Here is a 26,582-nt window from a genome sequence, read left to right as displayed (position 1 = left end):
TAAAGACAAAACTCTTCTTCTAATCTGGAAAAATGTCCTTAAGGCTGCCTCTTAAAGACAAAACTCTTCTTGAAATCGGAGAAAGTGTCCTTAAGACTGCTTCTTAAGGACAAAACTCTTAAATTTATATAGAAAACGCCACTATTTGTGATACGGTTCACCGCACCAACAAATAGTAGAATAGGAGGAGGAATACTTTGGAAAAAAGGAAGAGTTGATGTAAGCGATCCTTATTGATGGCGAGCAGATTGCCAACAAGTACGGTTAAAAAACATTATATTTTCTAGCAATTTCAACCCAGTCATGGCGCTTGGATGTTTCTAGTTTTTCGCCAATCTTTTTGCGGTGATTTTCAACTGTTTTTACAGAAATCTCTAGTTTTTTCGCGATATCCTTGAGTGAATAGCCCCTAACCGAAAGGAAAAAAACCTCTTTTTCGCGATTTGTGATAGGAAGGTCCAGCTTTGCCAATGATTCAGGTTCAGAGTCATCTCCGATTACCACGCTATTAAACACTTTATCACTGGCAAGAATATGATCGAGGGAACTAATGATGTCACCTCTTTTTAATTGTTTGATTAAATAACCATCTGCTCCAATTTTATATGCTTTTTTCTGAAATCCAATATCATCAAACATTGAAAAGATGACGATTTTTGCTTCCGGCAACTGCTTGCGGAGTTTTTCTAGTGTCGCAAACCCATCTAAGCCTCCAGGCATGGATAAATCAAGAAGAATTAGATCAGCCGGAAAGGATTCTACTAGTTTCATAGCTTCATAACCGTCCGAAGCAAATTCTACTCCATCTATACAATATGCATGCTGCAAAATCATCGCAAGACCATCCCGGACAATCTCGTGGTCATCAACAATCAGCAGATTCATATTCATCGTCTCCTTCATTTTTATTAATTGAAACAAACCCTTCGACTTTAGTTGGACCGCCTTTTTTGCTGATCCATTTTATGGCCCCTCCTAACATTTTGCTTCTCTCAAACATATGCTTTAATCCAAGCCCATTACTTTTCTTTGTTTCCACATCGAAGCCATCCCCATTATCATGGATGTGGAAGTAAAGATATTGATTGGATGATTTAATATGGATCGAGACAGACGTAGCATTTCCGTGGCGAACAGCATTGTTAACACCCTCTTGAATGATTCGAAAAAAATGTAACTCCTTTTCCCTATCAAAGCAATCATTAATTTTTGTGTCCATAATAAACTGAATATCAATTTGATAAAGCTCTTCCCAATCTCGGACTGCTTCATATAGTGCATCCTTTAAACCAAGGTGATCTACAGTTTCTGATCTAAGATTTTTGGATAAGCATTTAATATCATTCAACGTTTTTTCCATACCAGTTATCATTTTGGCGAGATGGCTTTCGTATGCTTTATTATTGACATATGGTTTAATACCTTCGAGGCCGAGAAATATACTATAGACACTCTGGCCAATATGGTCATGTAACTCTCGGGCAATCTTTCTTCGCTCAGCCTCCTGAGCCAGCATGGTCTCTTGAACAAGCAGTTCATTAAATTTTGCTTTTTTGCTAATTTCATTTTCTATTGGTTTCCGTAACTGAAGAATATAGTAATCTTCATTATTACTGTTCATCTTTTTTAATGTCATTTCAAACTCTTCTTCAATTCCGGAATAAACGGCCATATGAGAATGGAAAAAGGGTACTGGATCTTCGACAGCAAGAATACAGCGATTCTCTCCTTCCTCTATTTCCCTTTGCTTGCAATAAGAACAGTAAGGAACTGAATCACCTATCTTCCATCCGCACATCAATTTTGCAGACTCATTCATGTAATAGATGGTTCTATCTTTGTCCATAATAATAATCCCATTGGGTGCATTGTGGATAATTTCTTCAAAGAAATGTTCAGGTAACTTCATTTTTCTTCCTCATTTTCATGTGATACTTCTATTGTAGCGTGTTTTTATTTGTCTTTTTTCTGAAGAAATGAAATATAGATGAACTATTTACAATTAAAGCGAAAGGCGCCCAACTTCTGTACCAAGAACAAGTCTAGGTGCAGAAGTTGGGCGCCTCCTCAAAAAAACTATCGATTTTCCATCCTACTATGCTAAGCCTTTCCTTGTGGAACTAGACAATTCTCAAGGTAGATTGATATAGATTCTGATTCTATAAAAAGGCTATAGGTACAGCTGCTGCAAGAAGCAGATAGCGGAGAGTAAAGCCTCCAATTAGTACTGACGTTTCTGTTACGAGAGTCCCGGCAATACTATGCGAACCAGCAGCGGCTACTTGGAGACCTTCAACTGTTTGGGACATCTTCCGTGCATTTATAAGTTCCAATGATTCGATTACAATTGGCAATAAAAGACCCACTGCGATAAGAGCAATCCAGAATATCATGCTATACTCACCAATTATTAACGAAGAAACAGATTCAGCGGCAGCTTCATTGGATGTTGAAGTAATTAGAAACATCGTAAAGATGAGAAACACTTCAACTGCCAGTAATGACAAGTGAATTTTTTTCACCGATATAACCTGATGTACGACCTGTTTATTCACAATGCCTGAAACAAGCAATGTACCTGCAATACCTGTCGATAAGGCAGAGACTACAAAGAGAATTGGAAGGATGGCCGTGTTCCATAGTGGAACAGTCGCTATCACTCCGATTAAAAATCCAGTGTATATAGCTGTCCCAATTGCAAATACAATTCCGATATACTCGACCCATTTATTCACATCTTTTTTTAGCAGCTCCATCAAGGCAACATAAAAGGCTGCGAGCATAAAGAAAGAAATAAAGTAGGTTCCGATTGTCATAACTGAATTAAAATTGGTAAATAAATATATGAACCTAAGTGGGTTCTTAAGACCTGCTTCCGCATCGACAATTAATAAAAGTAAGCCTATCCCCATTAATGCTGGACTAATTAATCTTCCTGTCATTCTAACAGTAACAGCTTTCGGATATTTACGGGATATATAGGAAGAGGTTAAAAATGCACCTGCACTTAAACCCGCTAAAAATAAATAGGCCGCTATGATCGTTCCCCAAACCATTCTCCTCACCTCACGTAATAAATTTTCGTTTTACCTAAATCTTCCCTTAATGGCTTCGCGTTGTATTTAACAATTGCTTTGGATATTTCACTATTAGGATCATCCAGATCACCAAATATTCTTGCAGTACTAATACAAGTACTGACACATGCTGGCTGTTTACCTTCTGCTACTAGGTCAACACAGAAACGGCATTTTTCCACAACACCGGTCAAATGGTCTTGTGTTCTCGCTTGATATGGACATGCAACCATACAGTACTTACAACCAATACATTTTTCTGGATCAACTAGGACAATCCCATCTTCGGTTGTGTAGGTCGCTTTTGTAGGGCATACACTTTCACAAGGAGCATCCTCACAGTGCTGACACTGCACCGGGATGATTTCATTTTTTACATTTGGAAATACTCCAGTTTCTATTTCATGAAATTTAATGAAACTGACCTCCACTGGAAGTTCATTTTGCATTTGACAGCTAACACGGCAGGCATAACAGCCGACGCATTTTCTCGTATCAATCATCATTCCATATCGTGCCATCAGCCCTTCACCTTCCTTACTTTAACGATTACTTCTTGCATATTTCCTGCCCCGCTCCTTGCCTCGAAATCAAATGGCACATGTTCCATATAACCAAAGCCAACTCCTACTCCCGTCTTCTGATATGGAGATGTAATGCCATAATGACTTGGTACAAAAATGGCTTCAGGATGGATCCTTTCTGTCACTTTTACTCTGACTTTACTAACAGCCTCGCTTGACTTTACCTCAACTAGATCTCCATCCTTGATTCCAAGGTCTTTTGCACGAACTGGATTCATCCAAATTCTTTCAAGATCATAATCCTTTGTTATTTGCATCAAAATAGGCGTATTCGCTGTTTGTGTATGGCTATGAATCGCCTGTTTTCCTGTGATCAAACGGAATGAATCCTCTTTCGGGCTGACCTTCGGTTCTCCCCATTTTACAATTGGTGAGAAGCCTGCCTCCTTAAATTTTTCACTAGAGAATTCCACTTTTTTAGATGGTGTTTTTAGCTCAGGCATTTTCCCAAGCTCAATCGTCATATCCGGAAACATAATCGTTCCTTTTTGTCTCAATTGCTGATAGGTAATTCCAGTTGGAGCAAGCATTGCTTCATTCAATTCATCAAGGCTAAAGTTGAAATATTGACTAAATCCACAAGCTTTTGCAAGCTCTGAATAGATCTGGTGGATTGGTTTTGTTTCTGGATGGACTTTTTCAACCATCTGCTGTCTTAAGGCTATTCCTGGTGTCTTGCCAGATAAACTCTCAATCGCTTCATCACGTTCAATATATGTCACATCAGGAAGGATATAATGTGAAAGTAATGCCGTTTCAGACATCTGAACATCGATTGTGACAATAAGGTCCATCTTGGAAAAAGCCTTTTTCATGTATTTTGGATTTCCATAACCAAGCGCTGGATTGGAATGGTGAAAAATAGCAGCTTTCATCTTGCCTTCCATCGCATTTTTAGCCACAATTGTTGCAACACCTTGTTCTTCATAGGCAAGTGGGAACTCCTCTTGTCCCGCTTTTTTGAGTTCAGGTTTTTTAGGGCTAGGATATTTAGCAGGATCAAGCGCACCTAAATGCGGTTTTGTTCCAATAATACTGCCGCCTTGTTTTTGAATGTTTCCAAGCATTGCATTAAATAATGCCACCGCTCGGCCAGTTTCTGTGCTATTTTCATAGTTACAGCCAAAGGCACCCCGCCAAGACTGTTCAATTAATGCTTTTGGCTTTGCTTTCCCCATATCAGTGGCTATTCTAGTAATCGTATCAGCGCTAATACCAGTTAATTTTTCAGCCCATTCTGGGGTATAATTTTCAAGTTCCTTTGCATATTCTTCAAAACCAATGGAATAATTATTGATAAATTCAGTATCGTGAAGATTTTGTTTGATTAATACATGTGACATCGCTAGTACAAGCGCAAGGTCAGTTCCAGGGCGTATCGCTAACCATTCATTTGCCAAGTTCCCGGTGTTGTTTAGTCTTGGGTCTACAATGACAATTTTTGCCCCATTTTCTTTTGCATCAGCAAGTGACTGTACTGAGCTTGGCCGGATTGCGTCTCCGTAGCTTCTTCCAATAAACATTATATATTTTGCAGCGCTGATATCTGCGCTTGTTGCCGTAACACCTAATGAGTGCAGGAAGCCTGCATCACGTGAATTAGAACAAACTACATGGTGGGTGTAGTAGTTCGGTGAGCCAAGAGCTTGAATAAATCTTGGTGAGTAGAACTTACCTGTGGCCCTTGGATCCTCTGTTAATGATACAACTCCAGGTCCATTTTCCTTTATGATTTTATTTAGTTTATCTGCAATTTCCTTATATGCCTGATCCCAGGAAATTGGTTCGAATTTCCCTTCACTTACTCTCTTAAGTGGTTGTGTCAAACGCTCCTTTGAATAAACAAGAGTTGCATAACCATGGCCTCTAGCACATAACTTTCCTTTTGAATAAGGATGATCAGGGTGTCCTGTTAATTTCCAAAGACGGCCATTTTTCACGTGACCAATGATACCGCATTTACTTGAACAGCCATTGCAAGTACTGGCTATTTCTTTAATTTCTGTTGTTTCACTTGCTTTCACATACTTACTTGACCAATCTTGAAAACCTGCTGTTCCGGCTGATGCTAATACTGTTGTTGCAGCAGATGCCTTAATAAAGCTCCGCCTTGATATTTTAGAATCAAGCATATTCGCCATATCCTCCTTTATGTTTTAATCAATCAGTCTAGAAAAAGCTCAAGCTGTAATGCTTGACCGGATTCCTAATCGTAAAAATTTTGTGTTCAATATCCATATATGGAAGTAAGCTTTTTTAGCATTTGCTGAAGAAATCGAGTTACCTGAAGATAAAACTGAGTTCCACCCAGTTCCTCAAGTCTAAGAGCAAATTCGTCCAGCCAGTCAAAATGATCAGCCAGGAACTGTTTAATCAATTCTCCCTTCGCATGTAAAAGAAAAAATGCTAGTAATTCGAGCAGTATTGCAAGATGATCGGGCATATTCCTATAATTTTCAGGAATTTCGATTTCAAATTCTTCTAAAATAAACCGAATATGGAAGGCAGAATCTCCAAGCAGATATCCTTTACTCCTTGCAAATGGCAGTTTGCACGTACGATCTGCAGTCCATTCCTTATAAATCGACTCGACAGGTAGTGCAGGTCCACCAAGGCTTTCCGCGTATATTTGTTGCATTTGTTTTAAACTAGTAGGGATATCTGTTATTTCTACTAAACTATTTGATTCATACCATTCAGATGCATACCTCCTAAGCTCATCTAAAAGTTGATGGCAAGAGAAATCTTCCCAGATGTCGGATTCCGGAAACTTGTAAAGATCAGCAAGTATAGAGAAAATCCTAGAAGCTGACTGCTTTTGATCTAGTATTGTGTCCAAAATTTCACCCCTTTAATGAACCAAATGATTCTATTTTTACTATAGGAAATATAACTTTGTGAAACAATAAACAATCTGTGGATTTTGTTTCAATTCTTATGAGGGATTTCACCTATTATTTTTTTCGAGAAAATCATTCAATCTGTGACAAATTTACTAGAAATCTCAATAATACAGCACGATGGCTAAGTTCCCACTCATTTCCCCCCACTATAAAATATGAACAATTTGTTACACTTATTTGGACATGCTGGTAACTTCAGAGAATTAATAGGACTTTAAGGTTAAAATTAAATAATATGTGGAAGTGCCTAACTTGAGCCTATGTCCGTAATCGGTGGCGTTGGTTATTTATCTTTATATAAAGAAATGTTAGAGGGTGACGAGATGTCATTATTGACACACTGGCTAGAAAGTCTTAGCTATGAACTGAGTGTTACGGAAAAATGCCTTCGAAAAATTAGTCCATTCAGTACATGTACAATTTGCCAAGATAGCTGTGAGGTACAGGCTATAACATATGAAAATGGAAGTCCGATCATCGACCACAACGTTTGTAACGGGTGTGGACGCTGTATTACCACTTGCCCTGTTCAGTCACTACAGGGGCAATCACCGCTAAGGAATACCCTAAATGGTGTATTAATTCTAGATGGTGGACCGCTTCCGACAGAAATAGAGCTACTCCACTTATATAAATGTGGAATTCGAAAGATTTCTGTTACCATGCCTGACACTAAAGTGACAGGGATCATTAACGAAACAAACACTCTCTTAGAGAGGATGAGCATGGAGCCATTCGTATCAGTTCCAGTACCAGATCCTGCTGTTCGTGATACTCTAACACTTACAAGACGAGGTTTGTTTAGTAAGCTTACATTTGAAAGCAAAAAGCTTGCATTAACTACCATTGCACCAGCTAAATGGCACTTTAATCAGGATAAATTCAGACGGTCAAACTTGTTTGAAGGCTGGTCTTTTTTTACGATTGCTCTAAATACTGAGTCTTGTACACTTTGTGAAACCTGTTTTCGGTTATGCCCCGGGCAAGTATTTTCCATCCAAGCAAATAGCCTTAACATCGATAGTGAAAAATGCTTAGGCTGTTTACTCTGTTTTGATGTGTGTAGAAATGATGCGATAAAGGTGGAGTCGAATGTCCTAACATCTAAGATAAATACCTTCTCTATTGTTAATAGCAAATGTAAAACCTGCGGCAGTGATTTTCTTAGTTGGACGGACGAAGAAATATGTAAAAGTTGTGAAAGCAGTAAGAAAAACAATATCCTGAACTTTTTATAAAAATTATCAATAAGCATACGTTTGATATGGCAAAGCCAATACATTTGAGCAAGGAAGCAAGAAGTATTTCTTTTAAACTTAGATAACTTGATAAAAAAGCTTCCACATACTGATTTCAGTACATGGAAGCTTTTTTCTTAATGATCATGGAAGTTTCACTTTATCTGTGGAAAAACAATTCATCTAATATCTTCAATAATGTTCTTTTTATAATTTTGCAGAGTCTGCAATATCTTTTTTCTTAAATTAGAGTGACAAATACACCAAGTGCAAATTATAATAAATTTTTGAAAGCGTATTAATTTCCATATAAAAGTAAGTTACAATAGAACAAAGATACTATTTTACTATAAAAAGAGAAGAAGCGAAATTTATAGTCATCAATTTGAAAAACTATAGGGGTATAAGAAAATGAACAATAAACTTCATGAACTCACTAAACCGAAAAAACCGCTATTCGTCATTGTGTATGACCAATTGTATAAATTAATTATGGATGGAACATTTCCACCCGACAGCCAGCTTCCAACAGAACCTGAATTGGCCAAAATATTTGGTGTGAGCAGAATGACATTGAGACATGCTTTGTCACTTTTACAGGAAGATGGATTAGTTAAGAATATTCATGGAAAAGGAAATTTCATCACAAAATTTCATCATAATGAAAGTAACGATGGCTTAGAGAGGTTGGGGAATCCCTTATATAAATGCTATACTGAAAAAATAGATGATATCGAACTTAATTTCCGAATTGACCTCGTAACAGACTATGCAATGCAAGTATTAGATCGACAAATGTCTGCAGTTGTTGCGTTGGAACGCTGGTATAAAAATCGTGATAAGGTAGTAGCTTATGCTTTTACCATGATGCCAATAGAAGCCGTTTCAACATTAAATCTTGACTTACATAACAAGAAGCAAGTATTGGAATTGTTGGAGGAGAAAGTATATGAACTAGCTAATTCCTCTACCATTGAAATTAAACGTTCTAATTCCGTCAATACTCAGTCATTAAAATATCAACTTTTCTGTAGAGAGGAATGTGATTTGATTTTAGAAAGTGTATATATCAGCGATAGATATCCTGTGGTTTATAATAAATACTATATACCAACAGAATTTAGTCAAATCAATATTAAAACATCTAAATAATTGAATAGGTAAGCTATTATTTCCCCAATATTTCCATTAACATAAAGCTTACTGCCCGTTGATACGGGATAAACCTCAATATTTAATTGGAAAGCGGTGTATTTCATACGAAATACACCGCTTTTTTTGTTACAAAATAGACAAATTTTTTTAAAAAAATGGGTTGTGAGCAAAGAAAAGGTATGATATCCTTTTCATTGTTCTGATGCATACAAGTATTTAGACAACTATACAATATTGTATAGTTTAAAGAGTTATCATGCATTATCATGAAAGCACAAATAAAAAGTAAGGATATTTTTGGTTATTCATGCAAACGCTTCCTTGTAAACATCATAAGAGGAAAAAATGGATACAATTGAGCACAAGGAAACCCCGCATATTAAACCAAATGTATAGAGATTACTAAAACCATCCTTTTACTAAAGGATCAATGAGTAGTTGTGGCTAGACATCATGATTCAGGAAGACGATTTCCTGACTAACAAAAGGAGAGGAATATAGCTATGTCTACAATAATTGCAGATGCAAGCTTGAAGAAAGATCAGGAATATAGTGTTAAGAAAGCAGTACCTGTTACCTTACTGTTATTTCTATTATGTTTGATAATTGACAATTCGTTTAAGATTATTTCTGTTGATATGGCAAAGGATTTTCACATTTCAGCAACAACAGTTAGCTGGCAAGCAACCCTAGCTGGCCTAGTAATTGGAATTGGGGCAGTGGTTTACGCAGCTTTGGCGGATTCCATGAGTATGAGGAAACTTTTTAGTGTGGGTATTATTTTAATATGTGTCGGTTCAGTCATGGGTTATATTTTTCAGCACTCATTTTTACTAGTTGTTATCTCACGAATTATCCAAACTGCAGGTTTAGCATCTGCTGAAACATTATATGTTATCTTTGTAACAAAACATTTACCTGCAAATGAACAAAAGAAATTTTTAGGATTAAGTACAAGCAGTTTTGCTCTTTCACAGCTAATAGGTGCATTAACTGGAGGTTATGTTTCCACTTACTTCCATTGGACAACTCTGTTTTTACTTCCTTTGATAACACTTTTCACCCTTCCTTTTATTTTAAAATATCTTCCTAAGGAAGAGGGGAAAAACAGTAATGTAGATGTATTAGGATTATTTCTAGTTGGAGCCATTGCAGCATCTCTGCTACTATATATTACCGATTTCAATTGGATTTACCTTCTCTTGTTTATTGCTGCAATTACCTTGTTCCTTGCATATATCAGCAAGAACTCAAAAGCTTTTATCGGAATATCATTCTTTCAAAATAAACAGTTTATCTCATTGCTTGGAGTTGCTTTTGTAATTTATTCTGTACAGTTAGCATATATTTTCTTATTTCCATTCTTACTTGAAAAGATTTATGGTTTGAAGCTAGATACCATTTCACTATTATTGATTCCAGGCTATATAGCAGCTACTACAGTCGGAGCTCTTTCTGGAAAAATTGCGAAGGTTCTTGGAAGCAAGCAATGTATTACGATCGCTATGTCTAGCATTATAGTCAGCTTACTATTAGGCGGTTTCTTTGTACAAACTTCTGTTGTAGTATTCGTGATATCCATGGTCTTATTCTCTAGTTCATTTGCGTTCATGTATGCACCATTACTTGATTCTTGCATTTGTACAATTGAAAAAGAAAAAACAGGAACAGCAATCGGATTTTATAACTTAACGCTTAATGTCGCTATGTCAATCGGAATTGCCTATACAGCAGCAATGATGGACAATTCCGCAATCCGAAAAAATTTCCTTGGGATTATAAGCAATTCGGATGCTTCCATGTATAGTAATATCCTTTTCATTCTCGTACTCATTACCCTTTTCAGTTTATCTCTGTACTGGGTATTAGTAGGACGAAAAGCGACAAAATAATGTGAAACTTCCATCAGTGGGGTTTCCTCATCCCCCACTGATGGTTAGTTGAACCAATCGGGCTTTTACGGACAGATATCCCCCACCTATCTTTTTCGCTTTTCTCTGAATCTTGAGGTGGGGATCTTACTGTCCGTTAATGCGGGATAGATTACGGTTTTCCAGTTGGACAAGCTGTCCATTAATTAACTATTCATATGGAATTCGTTTGTGAGAAAACCTTAAAACGATTAATAAGAACCCTAATACCAAAAGTTTAGGGTTCTTTTTTATTGTATTAGCTCTGTTAAAATAGTGAAGCAAATATTTTAAAGTAACTTTCATCTTGATTCAGTAATCAAGATGAAAGATTCAGTTTTATTTACAAGTATGCTTAATTGCCTAACGAAAATACTAGTTTCACCAAGTTGTGGTAGATTGTTAAGGTTCTTGACCGAAATCTAGAAATAAGAACCAAACAGTTTAACCAGTAAACCAAGTTTCACTTTATAACTTGCATGCATAATCATTTTGAAAAACGATAGCACCATCAACCATGGTTAAAACTACTCGAACGTCTCGAATGTCTTCAACTGGGATTTCAAAAAGGTTTCTGTCTAAAACAACAAGATCTGCCAGTTTTCCTACTTCAAGTGTGCCCAGTTCTTTTTCTCTAAATGATCCAAAGGCAGGGGATAACGTATAATCTCTTAACACTTCGGGCAGGGAAAGACATTCCTGCGGATTAAATCCTTCTGTCGGCAAGCCATCATACCCAATTCTAGTTAGCGCACGATAAATACCGAACATCGGATTTAATTGTGCAATTGGATAATCAGTACCTAAAGCCAACAATGCACCTGAATCTTTTAACGTTTTCATTGCAAAAACAAAGGGCTCACGTTCCTGTCCAATGCGTGAAATATAATTCTGCCGTTGCTCCTCATTAAAACCCAAATGTTCCGGCTGCATAGATGCAATTACCCCAAGCTCTTTAAAACGAGCGATATCATCTGGATGAATAACCTCTACATGTTCAATACAATGTCTTGAATCTCGCTTGCCATTGATTTTCTGTGCTTCCTCAAAAGCATCCAAAGCCAGGCGAATCGCACCGTCACCTATCGCATGGAGTCGGACTTGAAAGCCTTCTCGATCAGCCTCTACGATCCATTTTTTCATCATATCAGGAGAAACAGCTGTTTCCCCGAAGGTTTCTGGCTTATCTGCATATGGCTCAAGGAAATACGCAGTATATCCGCTTATTACTCCATCAACAAACTGTTTCAACCCCGAAACTTGAAGCTTGCTTGATGTATACATATCACGTAATTGTTTCGCATTCTCCAAATCATCGTTTAGCGGAGGTAAAAGATGAATACGAGCTGTTAATTCCCTATTTTTATCGAAATTAGCAAACAACTCATAATCCTGTAATTTTTCCATTGCAGGTGATCCATACAAGTCGTTTACCGACGTTACTCCCAGCGCAGCCGCCTGTTCGAGGAAATTTTTCATCATCCGAATCCGGCGTTCCTTTGAAAAATTGAATGCATGATTGGTCACGAGCGCACTCGCAGTCTCATACAAAATACCCGTTGGTTCACTGTTTTCATCTTTTGCAATGATCCCGTGGGGCGGACAGTCTGTATTTCGATTAATATTGGCAATTTCAAGAGCTTTGCTGTTTACCCAGACATAGTGCCCTTCCATATGAAAGAGAAGGACAGGACGATCCGGAAGTACGCCATCGAGGGCAGCTCGATTTGGAAGCCGATTGTTGTCCCAATTTCTCTGATCCCAAGAAAAACCGATAATCCATGGGTCATCTGGTCTTGAAATTGCAAAATCAACTACCATATTTATCGCATCTTCTTCTGAAGATGCATCAGCTAAAAAGACACTCTCTTCTGCAAGACTTCCCATTAACATATGCAAGTGAAAATCATGAAAGCCAGCCATAATCAGTTGATCGGAAAAATGATGTTCTTTCGTGTCTGGTCCAATAAACGGATTCATTTCTATTTTGGAACCAATGGCTGCAATCTTATTATTAACAATGGCAATATAAGCAGGGATTGGCTTATCCGTAAGGCCTGTAAAAACGGCATGACTTGAGAGAACAATGTCGGCTTTTTGGTTCATTTTCATTAGGCTTTATCTCCTTTTCACTTTACTATTCTGAATTCCCTATATATTAAATAACGCAGTATCAGTCATCTGCTTAGCACTAAATGACGCTCCTAATTTCACATCACTTCAAATTGATCTCATGATTCATTTTATAATTTTTATTCAAAATATTCAGATAATAAAATCCACAAACAAGGTCTTTATTCAAGGAAACGACCCAATTCTTTGTAATTAGATACTCTTCTCCATCAAAAGTAATAAACACTTCACCGTCTATTACATAGAAAACTTCCTGCTCTTCTACATGCCAAGTTCCTTTATTAGGTTCACTCATCCATGGTTCTCACGATCAATACCTAATTGTTCTGCTTCCTAGGCTGTAATTTTTTTCGCAAAAAACATTATAATCATCTATCTTTCTTATTGGCAACTTTGAAGTATTGAAGTGATCGTAATTACGTTAGTTTTGTTTCTTTCAAACTCTTAAACTCTTTTCTAATAAAATAAATGGCAACTAGAACACCTGGAATTTCCGAAGCTGGCGCTGAATACCATATTCCATCAACTCCCATATATTTAGGAAAAATAAACATAAACGGAAATGTGAATAATAACATTTTGCTAACATTAATAAACGTTGCGGTCCAGTTTCTCTCTTGTGCTTCGAAATAGCCGGAAATAAGTAAGGTAACGGCATTTAATGCAAACATGCAATTAAATACAGTTGTTGTCCAGATGCCAAGTTTCTGTAAATCCGGATTGCCGCCAGAGAAAAATGACATAATTGGATCTGCAAAATAGATCATGATTGCAGTCAATACTACGAATAAAGTGACCGTGAAGATGAGTCCCATTTTAATCGCTTGCTTTACGCGGTCAAAGTTTCCCGCACCGTAATTGTAACTAATGATCGGTTGAAGTCCTGTCATCCCACCTAACGCTATAAACGCAAGCAGATTCGTAATATAACCGTTTTGAATGGTGAAAGCGGCCACGTGCAGCCCGCCCCCGTAGCTTTGCAGTAAGTTGTTGAAAAAAATAATTGCAAAAAACATCATGAACTGACTCGAGAAAGACGCAAATCCTGTCCAAGCCACTTCACCAATTGTCTTTAGTTTTATTTTCATGTCTTTCCACTTTGGCTTAAGATTTGTTTTGCCGAACCAGAAATAAAAAATTAGCAAAACAGGGACAGATAGCGCAACCGTATTCGCCCAGGAAGAACCCATCATACCCATGTGATACTTAACTACTAAAACCCATTCTAGAGTCGCTGCAACTATTGATGCGACTAACCAACTGCTCATTGATAATACAGGTTTTTCATCGATATTGGTTAAAATACTTAGTACAACGGCCAATATCGTTACTGGCAATGAAATCCATAATAGACGGCTGTATTTCACCGCATATGGAAGCGATTCATTACTTGCTCCGAATAAGGTCATAATTTGATTTTCAAAGACCAATCCAAGTACAGCTAACAAAATGGAGATGAAAAGAGTAAACCATAAGGTTTGTCCCATAATCCCTCTAGCTTCTGTGATCTTCCCTTTTCCAAGTCGAAGTGAAATGACCGCTCCGGCTCCGATACCAAAAAGAACGCCTAGCATACGGGATATAACCATGACCGTAAATCCAATTCCGATCCCTTCGACTTCCAGCGCCTGAAAGTTACTGACGAAATAGCCATCGACAACCGATACAACTCCTAGAATCACATTCGCCATAATTCCTGCCAAAGCAAACCGTAAATATAATAACGGAATACTTTTGGTTCCCAGCACTGAATTATGTACTGGCTTATTCATTACTTCTACTTGTTCTATCTTCGGTGACTGTCGGTTGTCTACTATTTCCATGAGCATATCCCCCTATAAATAATTTATGAAGCAAGTAAAGCCCAGTTAATTCGCATACCAGCCTACAGGCTTGTAACTGATGAATATTGATTTGCTTCGTTTCCATAATGTGCTCCAGCCCAACAGCACCTAACTCTCTGCAGATAAGAGTCTACTTCCTTAGGAGATAACTGCCCGTAAAAGCCCGATTGGTCCAACTAACCATCATTAGGGGATGAAGAATACCCCACTGATGGAAGTTTCACTTTATCATCCGATTGCATCCATCAACCGGTAATAGCAATTGGCCAAATTGATCAGCATCGATTTCTGGCTGGAGAAAGGGAAAGCTTTTAGGGGCAAACTTTCAAAGCGGCGGCTCACCCGCTCTTCTCCGGCAATCCACTGTGCCAGCAGTTGACCCATTAATGTTGCAAGAGAAGCCCCGTGTCCACAATAACCAGTTGCATAGTAGACACCGTCTTTCATCCTTCCGATCATCGGGAACATGTCCATGGTTACGCCAATCAGCCCGCCCCAAGTGTATTCGACTTTATATGGGGTCAATTGGGGAAAGACAGAAAGCATCATTTGGTGAAGCTCTCGGTAATATTTCTCACAGCCATTATGCCTAATGCCCGATCCTCCATAGACGATACGACCGTCGGGAGAACGCCGGAAATAGTTAATCAGATTGCTTGTATCAAACACCATACGATTGTTTAGAATGAGGCTCTCCGCTAACTCTTCTCCCAGGCATTCGGTCGCCACTTGATAGCTCGCAATCGGGATGACAGCCCTATCAAGCTCCTTTGTTAAATGAGAAGAATATCCATCGGTTGCTGCAATTACCTCTTTGGCTGTGACCCGTCCCTTTTCAGTTAAAACGGTTACATTTTGCGGTGTCCTCTGGATCGCAACGGCTTTTGTTTTCTCAAAAATCCGTGCACCTAGCGATTCAGCCGCATCAGCAAGCCCCAGGGAATAATTGAGCGGATGGAAGGAATAGCCGTGCGGGTCTACCAAGCCATAAGAAAAAAACGAAGAGCTGATTTCCTGCTTTAGTTCATCTCCTTCGAGGTACCTCGTATCGGAACCAAATTGACTGTTTAACGATTCGTGCTCATCTTTCAATAGGGACTTAAATCTTTTCTTGTTTGAAAGAAGAAGGTAACCTCCATAATCCAAAGAGCATTCGATATGGTGGGTGGTGACGATCTCTTTGACTAGTTCCATTCCGTCGAGGGCAATCTCGTTAAGCTGTTTCGCTTCATCCACACCGTATTTTTTCGCCAACTCATCCATAGTTGGTTTATACCCAGGCAAAATCATACCGCCGTTTCTTCCGCTAGCACCCCAACCGACCGTTTCCTGCTCTACAACGATCGTACGTAATCCTTTTTTCTGCAGATGATAGGCGGCTGAAAGTCCAGTAAAACCAGCTCCAATAATGACCACATCCGTATCGTATTCCCCTTCAAAGGATTGTCTGGCCTTAGGTGGATTCGCAGTTGCAGCCCAAAGAGACAAAGTGTTCATTTGTCCAAATCCTCTCTTTCTTTTCACCATTTTTCTCTTGTATACTAAGTGTAGGATAAATATAAGGCGTCCAGTTAACCTAATGGCAACCTCTTTATTTTCAGAAATTTTAAAAAATTATTGGGTATAGCCGACGTTTTTTCCAGATTATGAAAGGAGTGAGCAAGTGCGGATCGGTACTTTTGCCAAAAAACTCGGTGTAACCATCGATACGGTTCGTTATTATATTGAACTTGGTCTTGTTATCCCAGTTAAAAAAGATGCTCAGTTTGTATTTGATCAGACATGTATGGATGACATGACCTTAATTACAGAATTAAAGCAATACCAATTCACCTTGAACGAAATTCTCAAAGTCCTGTCATTTAAGCGAATTACCCTATTTACTGACAATGAGGATATCGACTTTTACATCCAGACACTTCTTGAAAAAAAGCAGCAACTATTGCAAGAAAAGGAGCAGATTGTCCAATCGGTCCGTTTGATCGAGGAGAAAGTGGAAAGTTTATACAAGATGTCTGTAATCGAGAAAGCAACCGGTGTTCCGTTATTATTCGTTTCCCGCTTTCATTGCCCTGAATGTCAAGTAACACTAAGGGTTAAAGAGGCGCAAATACAAGGAGAATATCTGTTTTCCGGCAGGATGGAGTGCGGATGCGGATATATGGCGGAAATCGAGGATGGAATTATGATAACTCCCGTTAACATTCAAGCTCCTAAAAACGAATACTATATTTATGACCGAGAGATGTTCAATGAAATGACGCCGGGACTTATCAGTGTACTGGAAAAAGGAAACTTGTGGATTTACAAGAGAATGGCGGAGGAAGATCTCGCAAATCGAGTCGTCATTCAGACCAACATAGAGACGTTTGTCTTTTCACCGAAATTCGTTGCGGCACTGCAGCCGGATGTTTTCTATATATTTACTGGAAACAGCCTCGAGATGCTGCACAAATTAAAGGCAAAGATCCAACACATCAACTCTCAGCTTCCCGTACTGTACATAGTAAACAATGACATGAGGATCCCGATAAAACATCAATCTATCGATTGTGTCATCGACAGCTTATCGTTCAATGAATATTCGATGTTCAACAATTCGTTTGCATTGGAAAAATTGCTTCCATATTTGAAGAAAAACAGTTTTATTGTTGGGTTCACCTCCTATTACGGGACACATGCCAAATCGCTTGCAAACATGGTTCGTTTCTTTCCCCACTCCCTCCCTAAGAATCTGCATCAAGGGTTTGTTGAGGGAAATCTAAACGAGTACGGATTCAAAGTAACTGAGAAAGAGTATCTTGGTTTCGTAACCAATCCCGGAGAGTATATCGAGTTTCACGTAGAGAAAGAGAAAATACATTTTTCCGCCTATCTCGCAATGCTCCAACCCGTGCCTCAGTCATAAGAGATAAAGAGAAATAATTATTAAAGGCGTCGTTGATGTCATGCCTGATAGAAAAGTTATGCTTTCCTATCAGTCTTTGGATGATATCTTCAATAATGTTTTTTTCATAATTTTATAGTGTCTGTAATATTTTTCTTCCTTGATTGTGTGACAAATACACCTTGTGAACTTATAATAAATTTTTGAAAGCGCATTAATTCCCATAGAAAAGCAAGTCACAATACAAGAAAAGAGCAAGGCGCCCCACCTATCATTTTCACTTTTCTCTGAATCTTGAGGTGGGGATCTTACTGTCCGTTAATGCGGGATAGATTACGGTTTTCCAAGGACAATCTGTACATTAGTTAACTATTCAGATGGAATTCGTTTGTAAGAAAACCTTTATTTCATAGTAGAACCCTAATACCAAAAGTGCTACTCTTTTGTCTGTATGACATGAAAGAGTAGCACTTTTCTTTACCTTAGATCATTCACTATTTGTTTCTTCTTATTCCTCCGGTGTTAATTCGCCATTTATCAACCTTATTTAAAAAATACAAATATCATTTCGATTACACTATCTAATGTAATCAAAAAAGGATGGATAAGTTTTGTTATTTAATATTTTTTGTGCATCTGCATTCAAAACAGTTTTAGCTTTTTCACTGCTACAATTAATTAATGCTTTATTATTAAGTCGGTCTAAAAAGTCCTGTATATGCTTAGCTGCATGATCAGGTCGGCCAATATCTAGCTGATGCTGAGCCTGATTAAGAGCATTTGTAAGCTGTGGTATTATCGGTCCGGAGAGTTCGCCCGAATTAATAAAGCGGCTTACCAACTGCTTCATCGAGTTAATACTTGTTGTAACATTAAAGCTAAGCGAAGTTTCCAGCTTGTTTCCAGCTACATCCTCAAGTGTAACTAGGGCTGTATAACTCCCTAGTTTCCCTGCCATATCAATTTCTATGCTCTGCTGTGTTTTAGTATCAATAATATAGACTTCGCCACCTATATTGATTTTTGCTTTAGCAATTCCAGATAAATCATCTGATACTTTAAAGGTAAGTGGTAAATAGTCATCAAAGGACGCTCCATCATTTAGGTTATTACCATTTACCATTAGATTAAAATGCGGCATTGTTTTATCCATTTTTATAATCTGCTGTTTTGTCTCTTCTATATTACCTGCTCTGTCTATCGAGCGATATTCAAGCGTATAAACTCCCTCTTGACTAATGTCAATTGGCTTATTATAAGGAATCCAATCTCCGCTTTCGCCTAGTCTATATTCTGTCCTGTCAACGCCGGACAAGTTATCATTTGAAGGTAAAGTAACGGTAACATTCGAATTATACCAATCATTCGACCTGTTTCCATTTACCTTTACGGAAGTAACCGGTGCTGAATAATCTACTACAATTGGGATATTATTGGATTGTATTATTGTACCAAATAGATCAACCTTTGCAGTAATAACTGCGTTTCCTTCTTTATTTGGTGTTATTACTCCATTATTATCTACAGATGCTACCTCTGAATTACTGCTTATATACTGTATGGTAGCTTTTGCTAAATCTGCATCCATACCACTGTCAAGCTTTCCTGATATAGTAACCGTTCCTTTGTTTGTCATGCCTAGCTCTGTTCTATCCGCAGTTATGGTTACAGCCTTCAATTTATCAACCGTAAAATTAACCTTGTATGTCATTGTAGAAGTTGCATTCTCAGCAGTAACTTTAATAGTTGTAGTACCTGGTAATGCTTTTGTATCTGTCACTTCTACACTTGCATTACTATCTGTGGTAGTTGCCGCTACAGTTGGAACTGTGGTTGTTCCAGCTGGTAATAACACATTGTAATCTGTGGTTGTTCCTGTAAATCCGTTTACTGGTGTATCATTAATAGTAATAGAACTTAAAGTTGCAATTGGTGATTTTGTCAATGCTACAACCTCAGTGTCACTTAAAGCTCTATCGACTATAGTCAGTTGGTCTATGGTGCCTGCAAAATACGAAGTTTTTGAAGTACTTCCAGGTTGTATTTCAACACCGACATTTGTCATTGGACAATTAAAACGAACTGGTATAGAATCCTTAAATACACCATTTACATAAAGTGATGTTCCACTGCTGGTCCCAACAAATGTCAGATGAACCCATGTATTTGTAGAAGGAAGACTATAATTGAAAGTATAATCTTTAACACCGTATATAGAAAATCCAACTTTACCCGTATTCTTCCATTGGTTAAGCTTAATGGATCCTGATGGCCCACTAATAAGTGTCTCAGCAGTTTTGCTAGTATTAGATTTTCCATTAACCCAAACGCCTAAAGTCCAGTCTCCTGCAAGCTCTGTGCCTCCTAAGTTAACGTATTGAGAAGTCCCATTTAAACTAACAGCATTTCCATATTTGCCTTTTACCCATGTTGGATCACCTACCAATGTTCCATTTTTATAACCTGAGGTATCTACTACGGTAGTTCCTGTTCCTTCATCCATTTTCCATTCTGAGTTCACATGTGGTGCGTAAAAGATAGGATCTGCAAAATACTTTATTCCCATATAATCCATACTTAATGTATGATTATTTAATCTTGTCTTAAAATCGTTCCAGTCTCTCATACTCTTAGGTGTCCATCCAACCTCTGCATTAGCTATTAATCTTGGATATATCATATAATCCATATTATCCTGAGTAACAACCGTTTCTGTCCATAATGTACTTTCTATTCCATAAATAGAATTTGCAGGAGCAAAATCTGTTGGATCCCAAAGGTAAGCTTTAGATGTATTTACATATCCTCTCCAAGATAAGCCAAGAGGAGAATTAGCGTAGTATTTCTGATCTATATAAGCATTTGCTGGAGATAATATCATCTTCATGCCTTTTGATATTGCAGAAGTTCCGGTTGTAGGAGTACAATGCCAGTTTTGAAGAATGGAATCACTCGATGTTATACCTGTGGAAGTATCATATGGATCCCATCCAACAACTTTCTTACCATATTTATTTACAATACTTGCGGCTCTTCCAATGAAATAATCGTAATCTGATGCAGATGTTGAATGAGATTCATCCCCTCCGATATGAATATACGGTGAAGGTGAAATAGCAGCAAGTTCTCTTATTACATCATCAACAAAATCATAAGTAGCCTCAGATCGAGCCATGAGTGAACTATAACCTACTTCTATATCATACCTAGGTTTCGCTCTTACTCCAGTAGGATTTAATTCGGGAATAGATGCCAAAGCTGCATTAGTATGTCCAGGCATATCAATTTCAGGAATAACTTCGATATATCTAGCTCTTGCATAGCTTACGATATCCTTAAACTGATCCTGTGTATAATACCCACCTGGATCATGATTAACTGCTGATATGCTTCCATATGTTATAAGGTCAGGTCTGGACTTAATTTCAATTCGCCATCCCTGATCATCGGACAAGTGTAAATGTAGCTTATTAATCTTATAATGTGATGCAAGATCAATCTGACGCTTAATTTGATCTACTGTGAAAAAGTGTCTTGCTACATCGATCATTAGCCCTCGATAACTATATGAAGGCTTGTCGTTAATAGTTGAGCAAGGAATAACCCATGGTACACCAGTAACAACTGTAGTCTTTAGTATTTCTGCTGGAAAGAGCTGTATTAATGTTTGCATACCTCTGAAAATACCTTCTGGTTTATACGCAGTAAGTGTAACTTTATCAGTATCTGTTACTAAATTATATCCTTCATTGCCTCGATCAGAAGTTCCTCCTATTGTAGTAAAATATATACTTCCTGCTTGAGGCGTATTTGATTTAATAACACTAATATTAAACCCAGTGGAAATATTTAGCTTAGCTACAAGTGATTGGGCAATGTTATAAATTTCATCTGTTTCTTCTTGAGAATTACCAGCTACGTATATCGAAGTGCTTGATGTTAAAGTAAAATATCCTGTGCCAGCTGTATAACTTACAGGTTTAGGTAATAATGAAGGAATATTAGGAGCAGCTTGAGCTTTATTAGGTAAAATTATCACAAAATTAAGTAGTAGAATAAATACTAATGTCATAGGAAACATTTTATTTCTAACTAATTTTTTCAACCTACATTCTCCTTTTTATTTATGATCTGGGGTTTGAAGAACGATTCTTAACTTATTTAGAATATTATAACTCTCTGCTTTACTGAAGGCCCCCTTTCGTTTTAAGGTGTTCTTTTAACTATTGAAAAAGCCGAAGCTTGTTCAAACTTGTTTAGCAGTTTTTGGTTTGGCCTTTACCAAAAAAAACAGCAAAAAAGCAGAGTAACACTAAAAAAGGGAAAAACCCTTTCAAATGTGCCGCTCTGCCTGATCAAATCAGTAACATGCCGGAATATTTAGAAATGTAACCGCTTTTATTCCTATTTACATAACATTATAACTATAACTAAAATAGGAAAATAGTGTAATAATACCTATTTGTGAGATAGGTATATTGTCATGTTAGAGCAACGGGATACAAATCCCCGCTAAATTAAAAGCTGAATGAGTATTTCTCTAATTCGTTTTAGCTTCATTTGCAACTTTCTAATGTATTGTGCGGTTTTTATTCACTTTTTCCCTTCATATAAAACCTTCAGTAGTTCTCTGTCCATATGATTGTTTTCCTAAAAGGGTTAAAGACAACTGCTCATTTTTTATTGACATTCATTATCATTTGTTTTAAAGTAACAAAAGTAAGATTGAATAATAAAAACCATTTGTTTGTGGACTTTTCTAGAGGTATCTCTATTTTCGCCACACAGCTTTCCTTTGAGCTGTGTGGCTTTTTTGCGTAGAAAAGGGGGCTATGCCTCGTAATGTTATCAGTTTTTCCATAGGTTAAAACTCTTGGTTTTTTATAGAATGAAAGGAGTAGGAGAAATGAAAACTTGGCAATATGCATTAATTGTTTTTTTAGGGGGGTGCTGTTACGGAGCATTATCTACTTTTGTAAAGCTTGCTTATTCTGCGGGATTTACTATGGCAGAGGTGACAGGGAGTCAATACTTAATGGGGACTCTACTAATCTGGATCGTCGCTTTATTTTCGAAAAAGAAAAAACTTACAATACCACAAATAGGCAAACTACTTATATCTGGAATTCCACTTGGTTTAACGGGTATATTTTATTACCAATCACTGCAATCACTTAACGCTTCGCTTGCAGTTATCTTTTTATTTCAATTTGTTTGGATAGGTACCTTTTTTGAGTGGATATTTTATAAAAAGACACCAACAATAGGAAAGGTTGTTTCTATCGGTATTCTGGTTGTTGGTTCGATTCTTGCAGCAGGCGTTATTGCAGAAGGTAGCGGGGAAATTACATGGCAAGGAACCGTATGGGGACTGCTTTCCGCTTTGACCTATACTACTTTTGTCTTTCTTAGCAGTACTGTGGAAAAAGATATACCAGCTGTGCAGAAAAGTGCTCTTTTTACCACTGGGGGGCTAATTACCGTTTTAATCCTGTTTCCGCCAACTACGTTATTCCATTTACCAGTTTTAATGGGAGTTGCACCATATGGACTGTATCTTGGCTTATTAGGGGTAGCCTTGCCGCCGCTCTTATTTACAATTGGCATGCCACATATTGGACCAGGGCTTGGAACCATCTTGACGTCATCTGAACTCCCTGTTGCTGTAATATTATCATCGCTTGTCTTAGCAGAACACGTTAGCACGTCACAATGGCTCGGGGTTGTTTTAATATTAGGTGGAATTGTAGTGGGAAATGTGAAGATATCTAAAACAAAAATGAAGTCTGTAGCTTTTGAAAGGGAATCTGTCTCTTAGGATTGGTAGTGGATGGGCGGGCAGAACATCTGAAGGACAAATCTTTCTGGCTTTCCTTCAGAAATGGCTTTCATCCCACTCATGAAGGACAAATCTTTTCGGCTTTCCTTCAGATTTGGCCTTCATCCCACTCATGAAGGACAAATCTTTTCGGTTTTACTTCAGGAATGGTCTTCATACACCTTATGAAGGTCAGATCTTTCTGGCTTTCCTTCAGAAATGTCCTTCATTCCACTCATGAAGGACATTTCTTTTCGGTTTTACTTCAGGAATGGCCTTCATACACCTTATGAAGGTCAAATCTTTCCGGCTTTCTCTCAAAAATGTCCTTCATTTCACTCATGAGACAAATCGTTCCTGCTTTCCATCAAAAATAGCCCTCATAATCCCTATGAAGGACACTCTTCTATTTAACCTTTTTTCCAAACTGCCGCATACTTCTTTTTATATTTTGCATCAATCTATTATCATCCATATTTGTTAAATCAAATCGTATAAACCCTTACAAAGCGTTGCTTTTTCTTGTCGACACACTGATTAGACCCTTTCCCTTCCAATAAGCCGCTCCCATCGCAGCCAAAAGCAGGATACCTGTTACGACAAATACAATTTGAACTGGAAAAATCCCGCCAATTAATCCGCCAATCATTGGGCCAATCATACCGCCGATTTGGTTAGCGGTTTGATTTAAACCAAAAGCTCTTCCGCGGAAGTCCTCCGCTGTTGACTTCACAACAAGACCATTTAATGCCGGATAGACCGCACAGAAAAAGGCACCAAACACAAAACGAATGAACGAAAACCCGATAATTTCACTGAAGAGAATCTGTGCCAGCGTACCGAGTCCGCCGCCAAGTAATCCGATAACAAGAACCCGATGAAATCCTACTTTATCAGCCCATTTTCCCCAGACAGGGGCAAATAACACGCTGGCAATCCCCGGAAGTGAAAACACAATACCTGCTAACAATGAAGCCTTATCTGCTGAGCCGCCCAATTTTACAATATACAAGGGAAGAACTGGTTCAATCGTCATAATCGATCCTGCAGTTACAACCGTTAAGAGAAGTACAAGCATAAAGGGGCGATTGCTCCAAGCCTCCTTCATATCATTTTTAACAGAGCTCCGCTTTTTACTTGGGGTAAAGTTCTCCTCCGTCACCCAAAGAACGACCAGGATGGTCGAGATCAAAACGAAGATTCCGGCGCTGCCAAAAGCCCAGCGATTTCCGACCAAATGGGCAATCCCCCCGCCCAACAGCGGTCCAACAATCCCGCCTGAAGCGGATGCTGTCGAGATCATCGACAGGGCATAGCCGACTTTATGACCTGGTGTATTCGTCCCAATCAAGGCAATTGCCCCAGGAATAAATCCAGTTAATAGTCCCTGCATAATTCGGAGGACTAATAACTGATAGGGATTTGTCACAAATGCAGTTAAAGTATAGATGATAAATAAACAAAACCCCGCCCTGATGATCATCGGCTTTCGCCCGTATTTATCCGCTACACTGCCCCAGAACGGAGAAGCGATGGCTCCTGCAAAAAAGGCGGCGCTAAATAACACTCCCGACCAAATCTCAACATGCTCGTTGACACCAATTTGCGGAAGAAATATGGGCAAAAAAGGGATTACCATTGAAAAGCTTGCTGAAGTAAAAAAGACTCCAATCCACAGCACCCATAAATTACGTTTCCAGCCTTGCATGTTAATCGCTCTCCCACATAATCCTAATAATTAAAATCCCCCTAACTTTACCACAAAAATGAAAATAAAGAACGTTTAGTAACCCGAAATAATTTCTATAGTGTAAGAATATAAATCAGATTGGCTTTCTATTAAAGAATCTAGTTTACATTCCCCTTCATTACCACATTTTGCTGTTGTTATAATGGTGGCATTGAAACGCTCTTTCATTTACCTTGGGAGTACTCTTTTCTTTTTAAAGTCAATAACCGATTCTAAAGACTTACATTATCTTCTTGATCCACCAAATTTCTAATAAAAAATTGGACATTTGTAAACAAACCATCAAAAATAGAAATATAAGAAATCTGTTCGAATAAAGCAGGAATTGACAGGATTTCTATTCAGATAGTTAGTAGGATAGAATCAAGGAGTGAGCGATATGGGATGGGTAGAGTCTTTGCAGAGAGCAATCGACTATATGGAGGAGCATTTACTAGAGACGATTTCGATGGAAATGATTGCGAAAGAGGCGAATGCCTCGGTATTTCACTTTCAACGTACTTTTGCGATATTAACAGATATAAATGTGGGCGAGTATATCCGCCGCAGACGGTTAACTCTTGCAGCACAAGAACTATCGAATACATGCAGCAAAATCATTGATATCGCCCTGAAATATGGCTATGACACTCCCGAGGCTTTTACCAAAGCATTTCGTAGGCAGCACGGGATTACCCCCAGTCAAGCAAGAAATTATAGTGGAAAGCTGAAATCGTATAACCGCCTGATGATTCAGGTGAGTCTGAAAGGAGCAGATCCAATGAATTACAAAATTGTTGAAAGAGAAGGGTTCCAAGTAGTTGGCGTCAAGAGAGAGCTTTCTTGTGTAAATGGTGAAAATTTAATAGAGATTCCAAAAATGTGGAACGATGTTCATGAAGATGGTACCAACGACCAATTAATAGAGTTGAATAATGGGCAAATAAAAGGTGTTGTTGGCGTATGCGTGGATAAAAGCAGTAATCAATCAGGGCCTCTCATTGATTACTGGATAGCTGCAGAGTATAGCGGGGAGACACCTGATGGTTTCATGCTTCTAGAAATTCCTGCATCAAAGTGGGTTGTTTTCGAAGTTCACGGGGCTATGCCAGATGCGATCCAGAAGGCTTGGAAGCAAATCTATTCAGAATGGTTTCCATCTAATCAATATAAGCCTGCCGGTACTCCCGAATTAGAAGTCTATTCCGCTGGAGATCCATGGAGCCCTGATTACTACTCCGAAATTTGGATCCCGATAAAGTAAGTTGAAGATAGATGCAAATTTTTCTTCAACTCCCTCAGTT

18 protein-coding genes and 1 pseudogene are annotated in these 26,582 nt (G+C 38.2%); 6 read left to right on the top strand and 13 right to left on the bottom strand.

Features of this window, described 5'->3' with window-relative positions; genetic code table 11:
- Window positions 1–264: 264 nt before the first annotated feature.
- From V7150_RS07760 to V7150_RS07735, 6 genes are all read right to left on the bottom strand, one after another.
- Window positions 265–891: a response regulator transcription factor gene (locus V7150_RS07760; RefSeq protein WP_335515813.1), complete on the bottom strand. Its 627-nt coding sequence runs from the start codon at window positions 889–891 to the stop codon at window positions 265–267.
- Window positions 866–1,909, bottom strand: coding sequence for a sensor histidine kinase (locus V7150_RS07755; protein ID WP_335515810.1), 1,044 nt, complete (start codon window positions 1,907–1,909; stop codon window positions 866–868). Before V7150_RS07755 ends, V7150_RS07760 begins: the two co-directional genes overlap by 26 nt.
- 250 nt (window positions 1,910–2,159) lie before the next feature.
- Entirely contained in the window at window positions 2,160–3,056 is an 897-nt protein-coding gene (nrfD, locus tag V7150_RS07750; protein WP_335515954.1) for an NrfD/PsrC family molybdoenzyme membrane anchor subunit, read from the bottom strand.
- A gap of 5 nt (window positions 3,057–3,061) precedes the next feature.
- Window positions 3,062–3,598: a 4Fe-4S dicluster domain-containing protein gene (locus V7150_RS07745; RefSeq protein WP_335515808.1), complete on the bottom strand. Its 537-nt coding sequence runs from the start codon at window positions 3,596–3,598 to the stop codon at window positions 3,062–3,064.
- Window positions 3,598–5,793, bottom strand: a complete 2,196-nt coding sequence (locus V7150_RS07740) for a molybdopterin-dependent oxidoreductase (RefSeq protein WP_335515806.1) — start codon at window positions 5,791–5,793, stop codon at window positions 3,598–3,600. Before V7150_RS07740 ends, V7150_RS07745 begins: the two co-directional genes overlap by 1 nt.
- A gap of 95 nt (window positions 5,794–5,888) precedes the next feature.
- Window positions 5,889–6,500, bottom strand: a complete 612-nt coding sequence (locus V7150_RS07735) for a molecular chaperone TorD family protein (RefSeq protein ID WP_335515804.1) — start codon at window positions 6,498–6,500, stop codon at window positions 5,889–5,891.
- Between the two features lie 324 nt (window positions 6,501–6,824).
- Here V7150_RS07735 and V7150_RS07730 point away from each other — a divergent pair, with 324 nt between their 5' ends.
- From V7150_RS07730 to V7150_RS07720, 3 genes are all read left to right on the top strand, one after another.
- A complete protein-coding gene (locus V7150_RS07730; RefSeq protein WP_335515801.1) occupies window positions 6,825–7,802 on the top strand; it encodes a 4Fe-4S binding protein in 978 nt (325 codons plus the stop codon).
- A 411-nt stretch (window positions 7,803–8,213) separates the two neighbouring features.
- On the top strand, window positions 8,214–8,954 hold the full coding sequence (locus V7150_RS07725) for a GntR family transcriptional regulator (RefSeq protein WP_335515799.1): 741 nt from the start codon (window positions 8,214–8,216) through the stop codon (window positions 8,952–8,954).
- A 506-nt stretch (window positions 8,955–9,460) separates the two neighbouring features.
- Window positions 9,461–10,849, top strand: a complete 1,389-nt coding sequence (locus tag V7150_RS07720) for an MFS transporter (RefSeq protein ID WP_335515796.1) — start codon at window positions 9,461–9,463, stop codon at window positions 10,847–10,849.
- 486 nt (window positions 10,850–11,335) lie between these two features.
- Here the strand turns inward: V7150_RS07720 and V7150_RS07715 are convergent, their stop codons facing one another.
- The 4 genes and pseudogenes from V7150_RS07715 to V7150_RS07700 all read right to left on the bottom strand — a co-directional run bounded on the left by V7150_RS07715 (window position 11,336) and on the right by V7150_RS07700 (window position 16,371).
- Window positions 11,336–12,979, bottom strand: a complete 1,644-nt coding sequence (locus V7150_RS07715; protein ID WP_335515794.1) for an amidohydrolase — start codon at window positions 12,977–12,979, stop codon at window positions 11,336–11,338.
- A 103-nt stretch (window positions 12,980–13,082) separates the two neighbouring features.
- Window positions 13,083–13,315, bottom strand: a pseudogene (locus tag V7150_RS07710) (cupin domain-containing protein).
- 101 nt (window positions 13,316–13,416) lie between these two features.
- Window positions 13,417–14,823 carry an MATE family efflux transporter gene (locus V7150_RS07705; RefSeq protein ID WP_335515791.1) on the bottom strand — a complete coding sequence of 469 codons (1,407 nt, stop codon included), beginning with the start codon at window positions 14,821–14,823 and terminating at the stop codon, window positions 13,417–13,419.
- A gap of 249 nt (window positions 14,824–15,072) precedes the next feature.
- Window positions 15,073–16,371: an NAD(P)/FAD-dependent oxidoreductase gene (locus tag V7150_RS07700; protein WP_335515788.1), complete on the bottom strand. Its 1,299-nt coding sequence runs from the start codon at window positions 16,369–16,371 to the stop codon at window positions 15,073–15,075.
- 136 nt (window positions 16,372–16,507) lie between these two features.
- Between V7150_RS07700 and V7150_RS07695 the strand changes: the two genes are divergently transcribed.
- On the top strand, window positions 16,508–17,752 hold the full coding sequence (locus V7150_RS07695) for a MerR family transcriptional regulator (protein ID WP_335515785.1): 1,245 nt from the start codon (window positions 16,508–16,510) through the stop codon (window positions 17,750–17,752).
- A 556-nt stretch (window positions 17,753–18,308) separates the two neighbouring features.
- Here V7150_RS07695 and V7150_RS07690 read toward each other — a convergent pair.
- Entirely contained in the window at window positions 18,309–21,836 is a 3,528-nt protein-coding gene (locus V7150_RS07690; RefSeq protein ID WP_335515782.1) for a family 20 glycosylhydrolase, read from the bottom strand.
- Window positions 21,837–22,637: 801 nt separating this feature from the next.
- Here V7150_RS07690 and V7150_RS07685 point away from each other — a divergent pair.
- Complete coding sequence (locus V7150_RS07685; protein ID WP_335515781.1) at window positions 22,638–23,549, top strand: EamA family transporter; 912 nt, start codon at window positions 22,638–22,640, stop codon at window positions 23,547–23,549.
- A 502-nt stretch (window positions 23,550–24,051) separates the two neighbouring features.
- On the opposite strand, the gene V7150_RS07680 is transcribed toward V7150_RS07685, so the two are convergent.
- Both V7150_RS07680 and V7150_RS07675 read right to left on the bottom strand, forming a co-directional pair.
- Window positions 24,052–25,257: an MFS transporter gene (locus V7150_RS07680; protein WP_335515776.1), complete on the bottom strand. Its 1,206-nt coding sequence runs from the start codon at window positions 25,255–25,257 to the stop codon at window positions 24,052–24,054.
- A 75-nt stretch (window positions 25,258–25,332) separates the two neighbouring features.
- Complete coding sequence (locus V7150_RS07675) at window positions 25,333–25,467, bottom strand: hypothetical protein (RefSeq protein WP_335515774.1); 135 nt, start codon at window positions 25,465–25,467, stop codon at window positions 25,333–25,335.
- Between the two features lie 211 nt (window positions 25,468–25,678).
- Between V7150_RS07675 and V7150_RS07670 the strand changes: the two genes are divergently transcribed.
- Window positions 25,679–26,542: an AraC family transcriptional regulator gene (locus V7150_RS07670; protein WP_335515771.1), complete on the top strand. Its 864-nt coding sequence runs from the start codon at window positions 25,679–25,681 to the stop codon at window positions 26,540–26,542.
- Window positions 26,543–26,582: the final 40 nt, after the last annotated feature.

The organism is Neobacillus drentensis (assembly GCF_036965245.1).
GTDB lineage: Bacteria > Bacillota > Bacilli > Bacillales > Cytobacillaceae > Neobacillus > Neobacillus drentensis_G.
This window is presented reverse-complemented; position numbering and strand designations above follow the sequence as displayed.

Coding starts and splice junctions, on each gene's coding strand:
- V7150_RS07670 (WP_335515771.1), top strand. CDS start 25,679: ATGGGATGGGTAGAGTCTTTGCAGAGAGCAATCGACTATATGGAGGAG.
- V7150_RS07760 (WP_335515813.1), bottom strand. CDS start 891: ATGAATATGAATCTGCTGATTGTTGATGACCACGAGATTGTCCGGGAT.
- V7150_RS07720 (WP_335515796.1), top strand. CDS start 9,461: ATGTCTACAATAATTGCAGATGCAAGCTTGAAGAAAGATCAGGAATAT.
- V7150_RS07715 (WP_335515794.1), bottom strand. CDS start 12,979: ATGAAAATGAACCAAAAAGCCGACATTGTTCTCTCAAGTCATGCCGTT.
- V7150_RS07725 (WP_335515799.1), top strand. CDS start 8,214: ATGAACAATAAACTTCATGAACTCACTAAACCGAAAAAACCGCTATTC.
- V7150_RS07745 (WP_335515808.1), bottom strand. CDS start 3,598: ATGGCACGATATGGAATGATGATTGATACGAGAAAATGCGTCGGCTGT.
- nrfD (WP_335515954.1), bottom strand. CDS start 3,056: ATGGTTTGGGGAACGATCATAGCGGCCTATTTATTTTTAGCGGGTTTA.
- V7150_RS07705 (WP_335515791.1), bottom strand. CDS start 14,823: ATGGAAATAGTAGACAACCGACAGTCACCGAAGATAGAACAAGTAGAA.
- V7150_RS07685 (WP_335515781.1), top strand. CDS start 22,638: ATGAAAACTTGGCAATATGCATTAATTGTTTTTTTAGGGGGGTGCTGT.
- V7150_RS07755 (WP_335515810.1), bottom strand. CDS start 1,909: ATGAAGTTACCTGAACATTTCTTTGAAGAAATTATCCACAATGCACCC.
- V7150_RS07740 (WP_335515806.1), bottom strand. CDS start 5,793: ATGCTTGATTCTAAAATATCAAGGCGGAGCTTTATTAAGGCATCTGCT.
- V7150_RS07730 (WP_335515801.1), top strand. CDS start 6,825: ATGTCCGTAATCGGTGGCGTTGGTTATTTATCTTTATATAAAGAAATG.
- V7150_RS07680 (WP_335515776.1), bottom strand. CDS start 25,257: ATGCAAGGCTGGAAACGTAATTTATGGGTGCTGTGGATTGGAGTCTTT.
- V7150_RS07700 (WP_335515788.1), bottom strand. CDS start 16,371: ATGGTGAAAAGAAAGAGAGGATTTGGACAAATGAACACTTTGTCTCTT.
- V7150_RS07675 (WP_335515774.1), bottom strand. CDS start 25,467: ATGAAAGAGCGTTTCAATGCCACCATTATAACAACAGCAAAATGTGGT.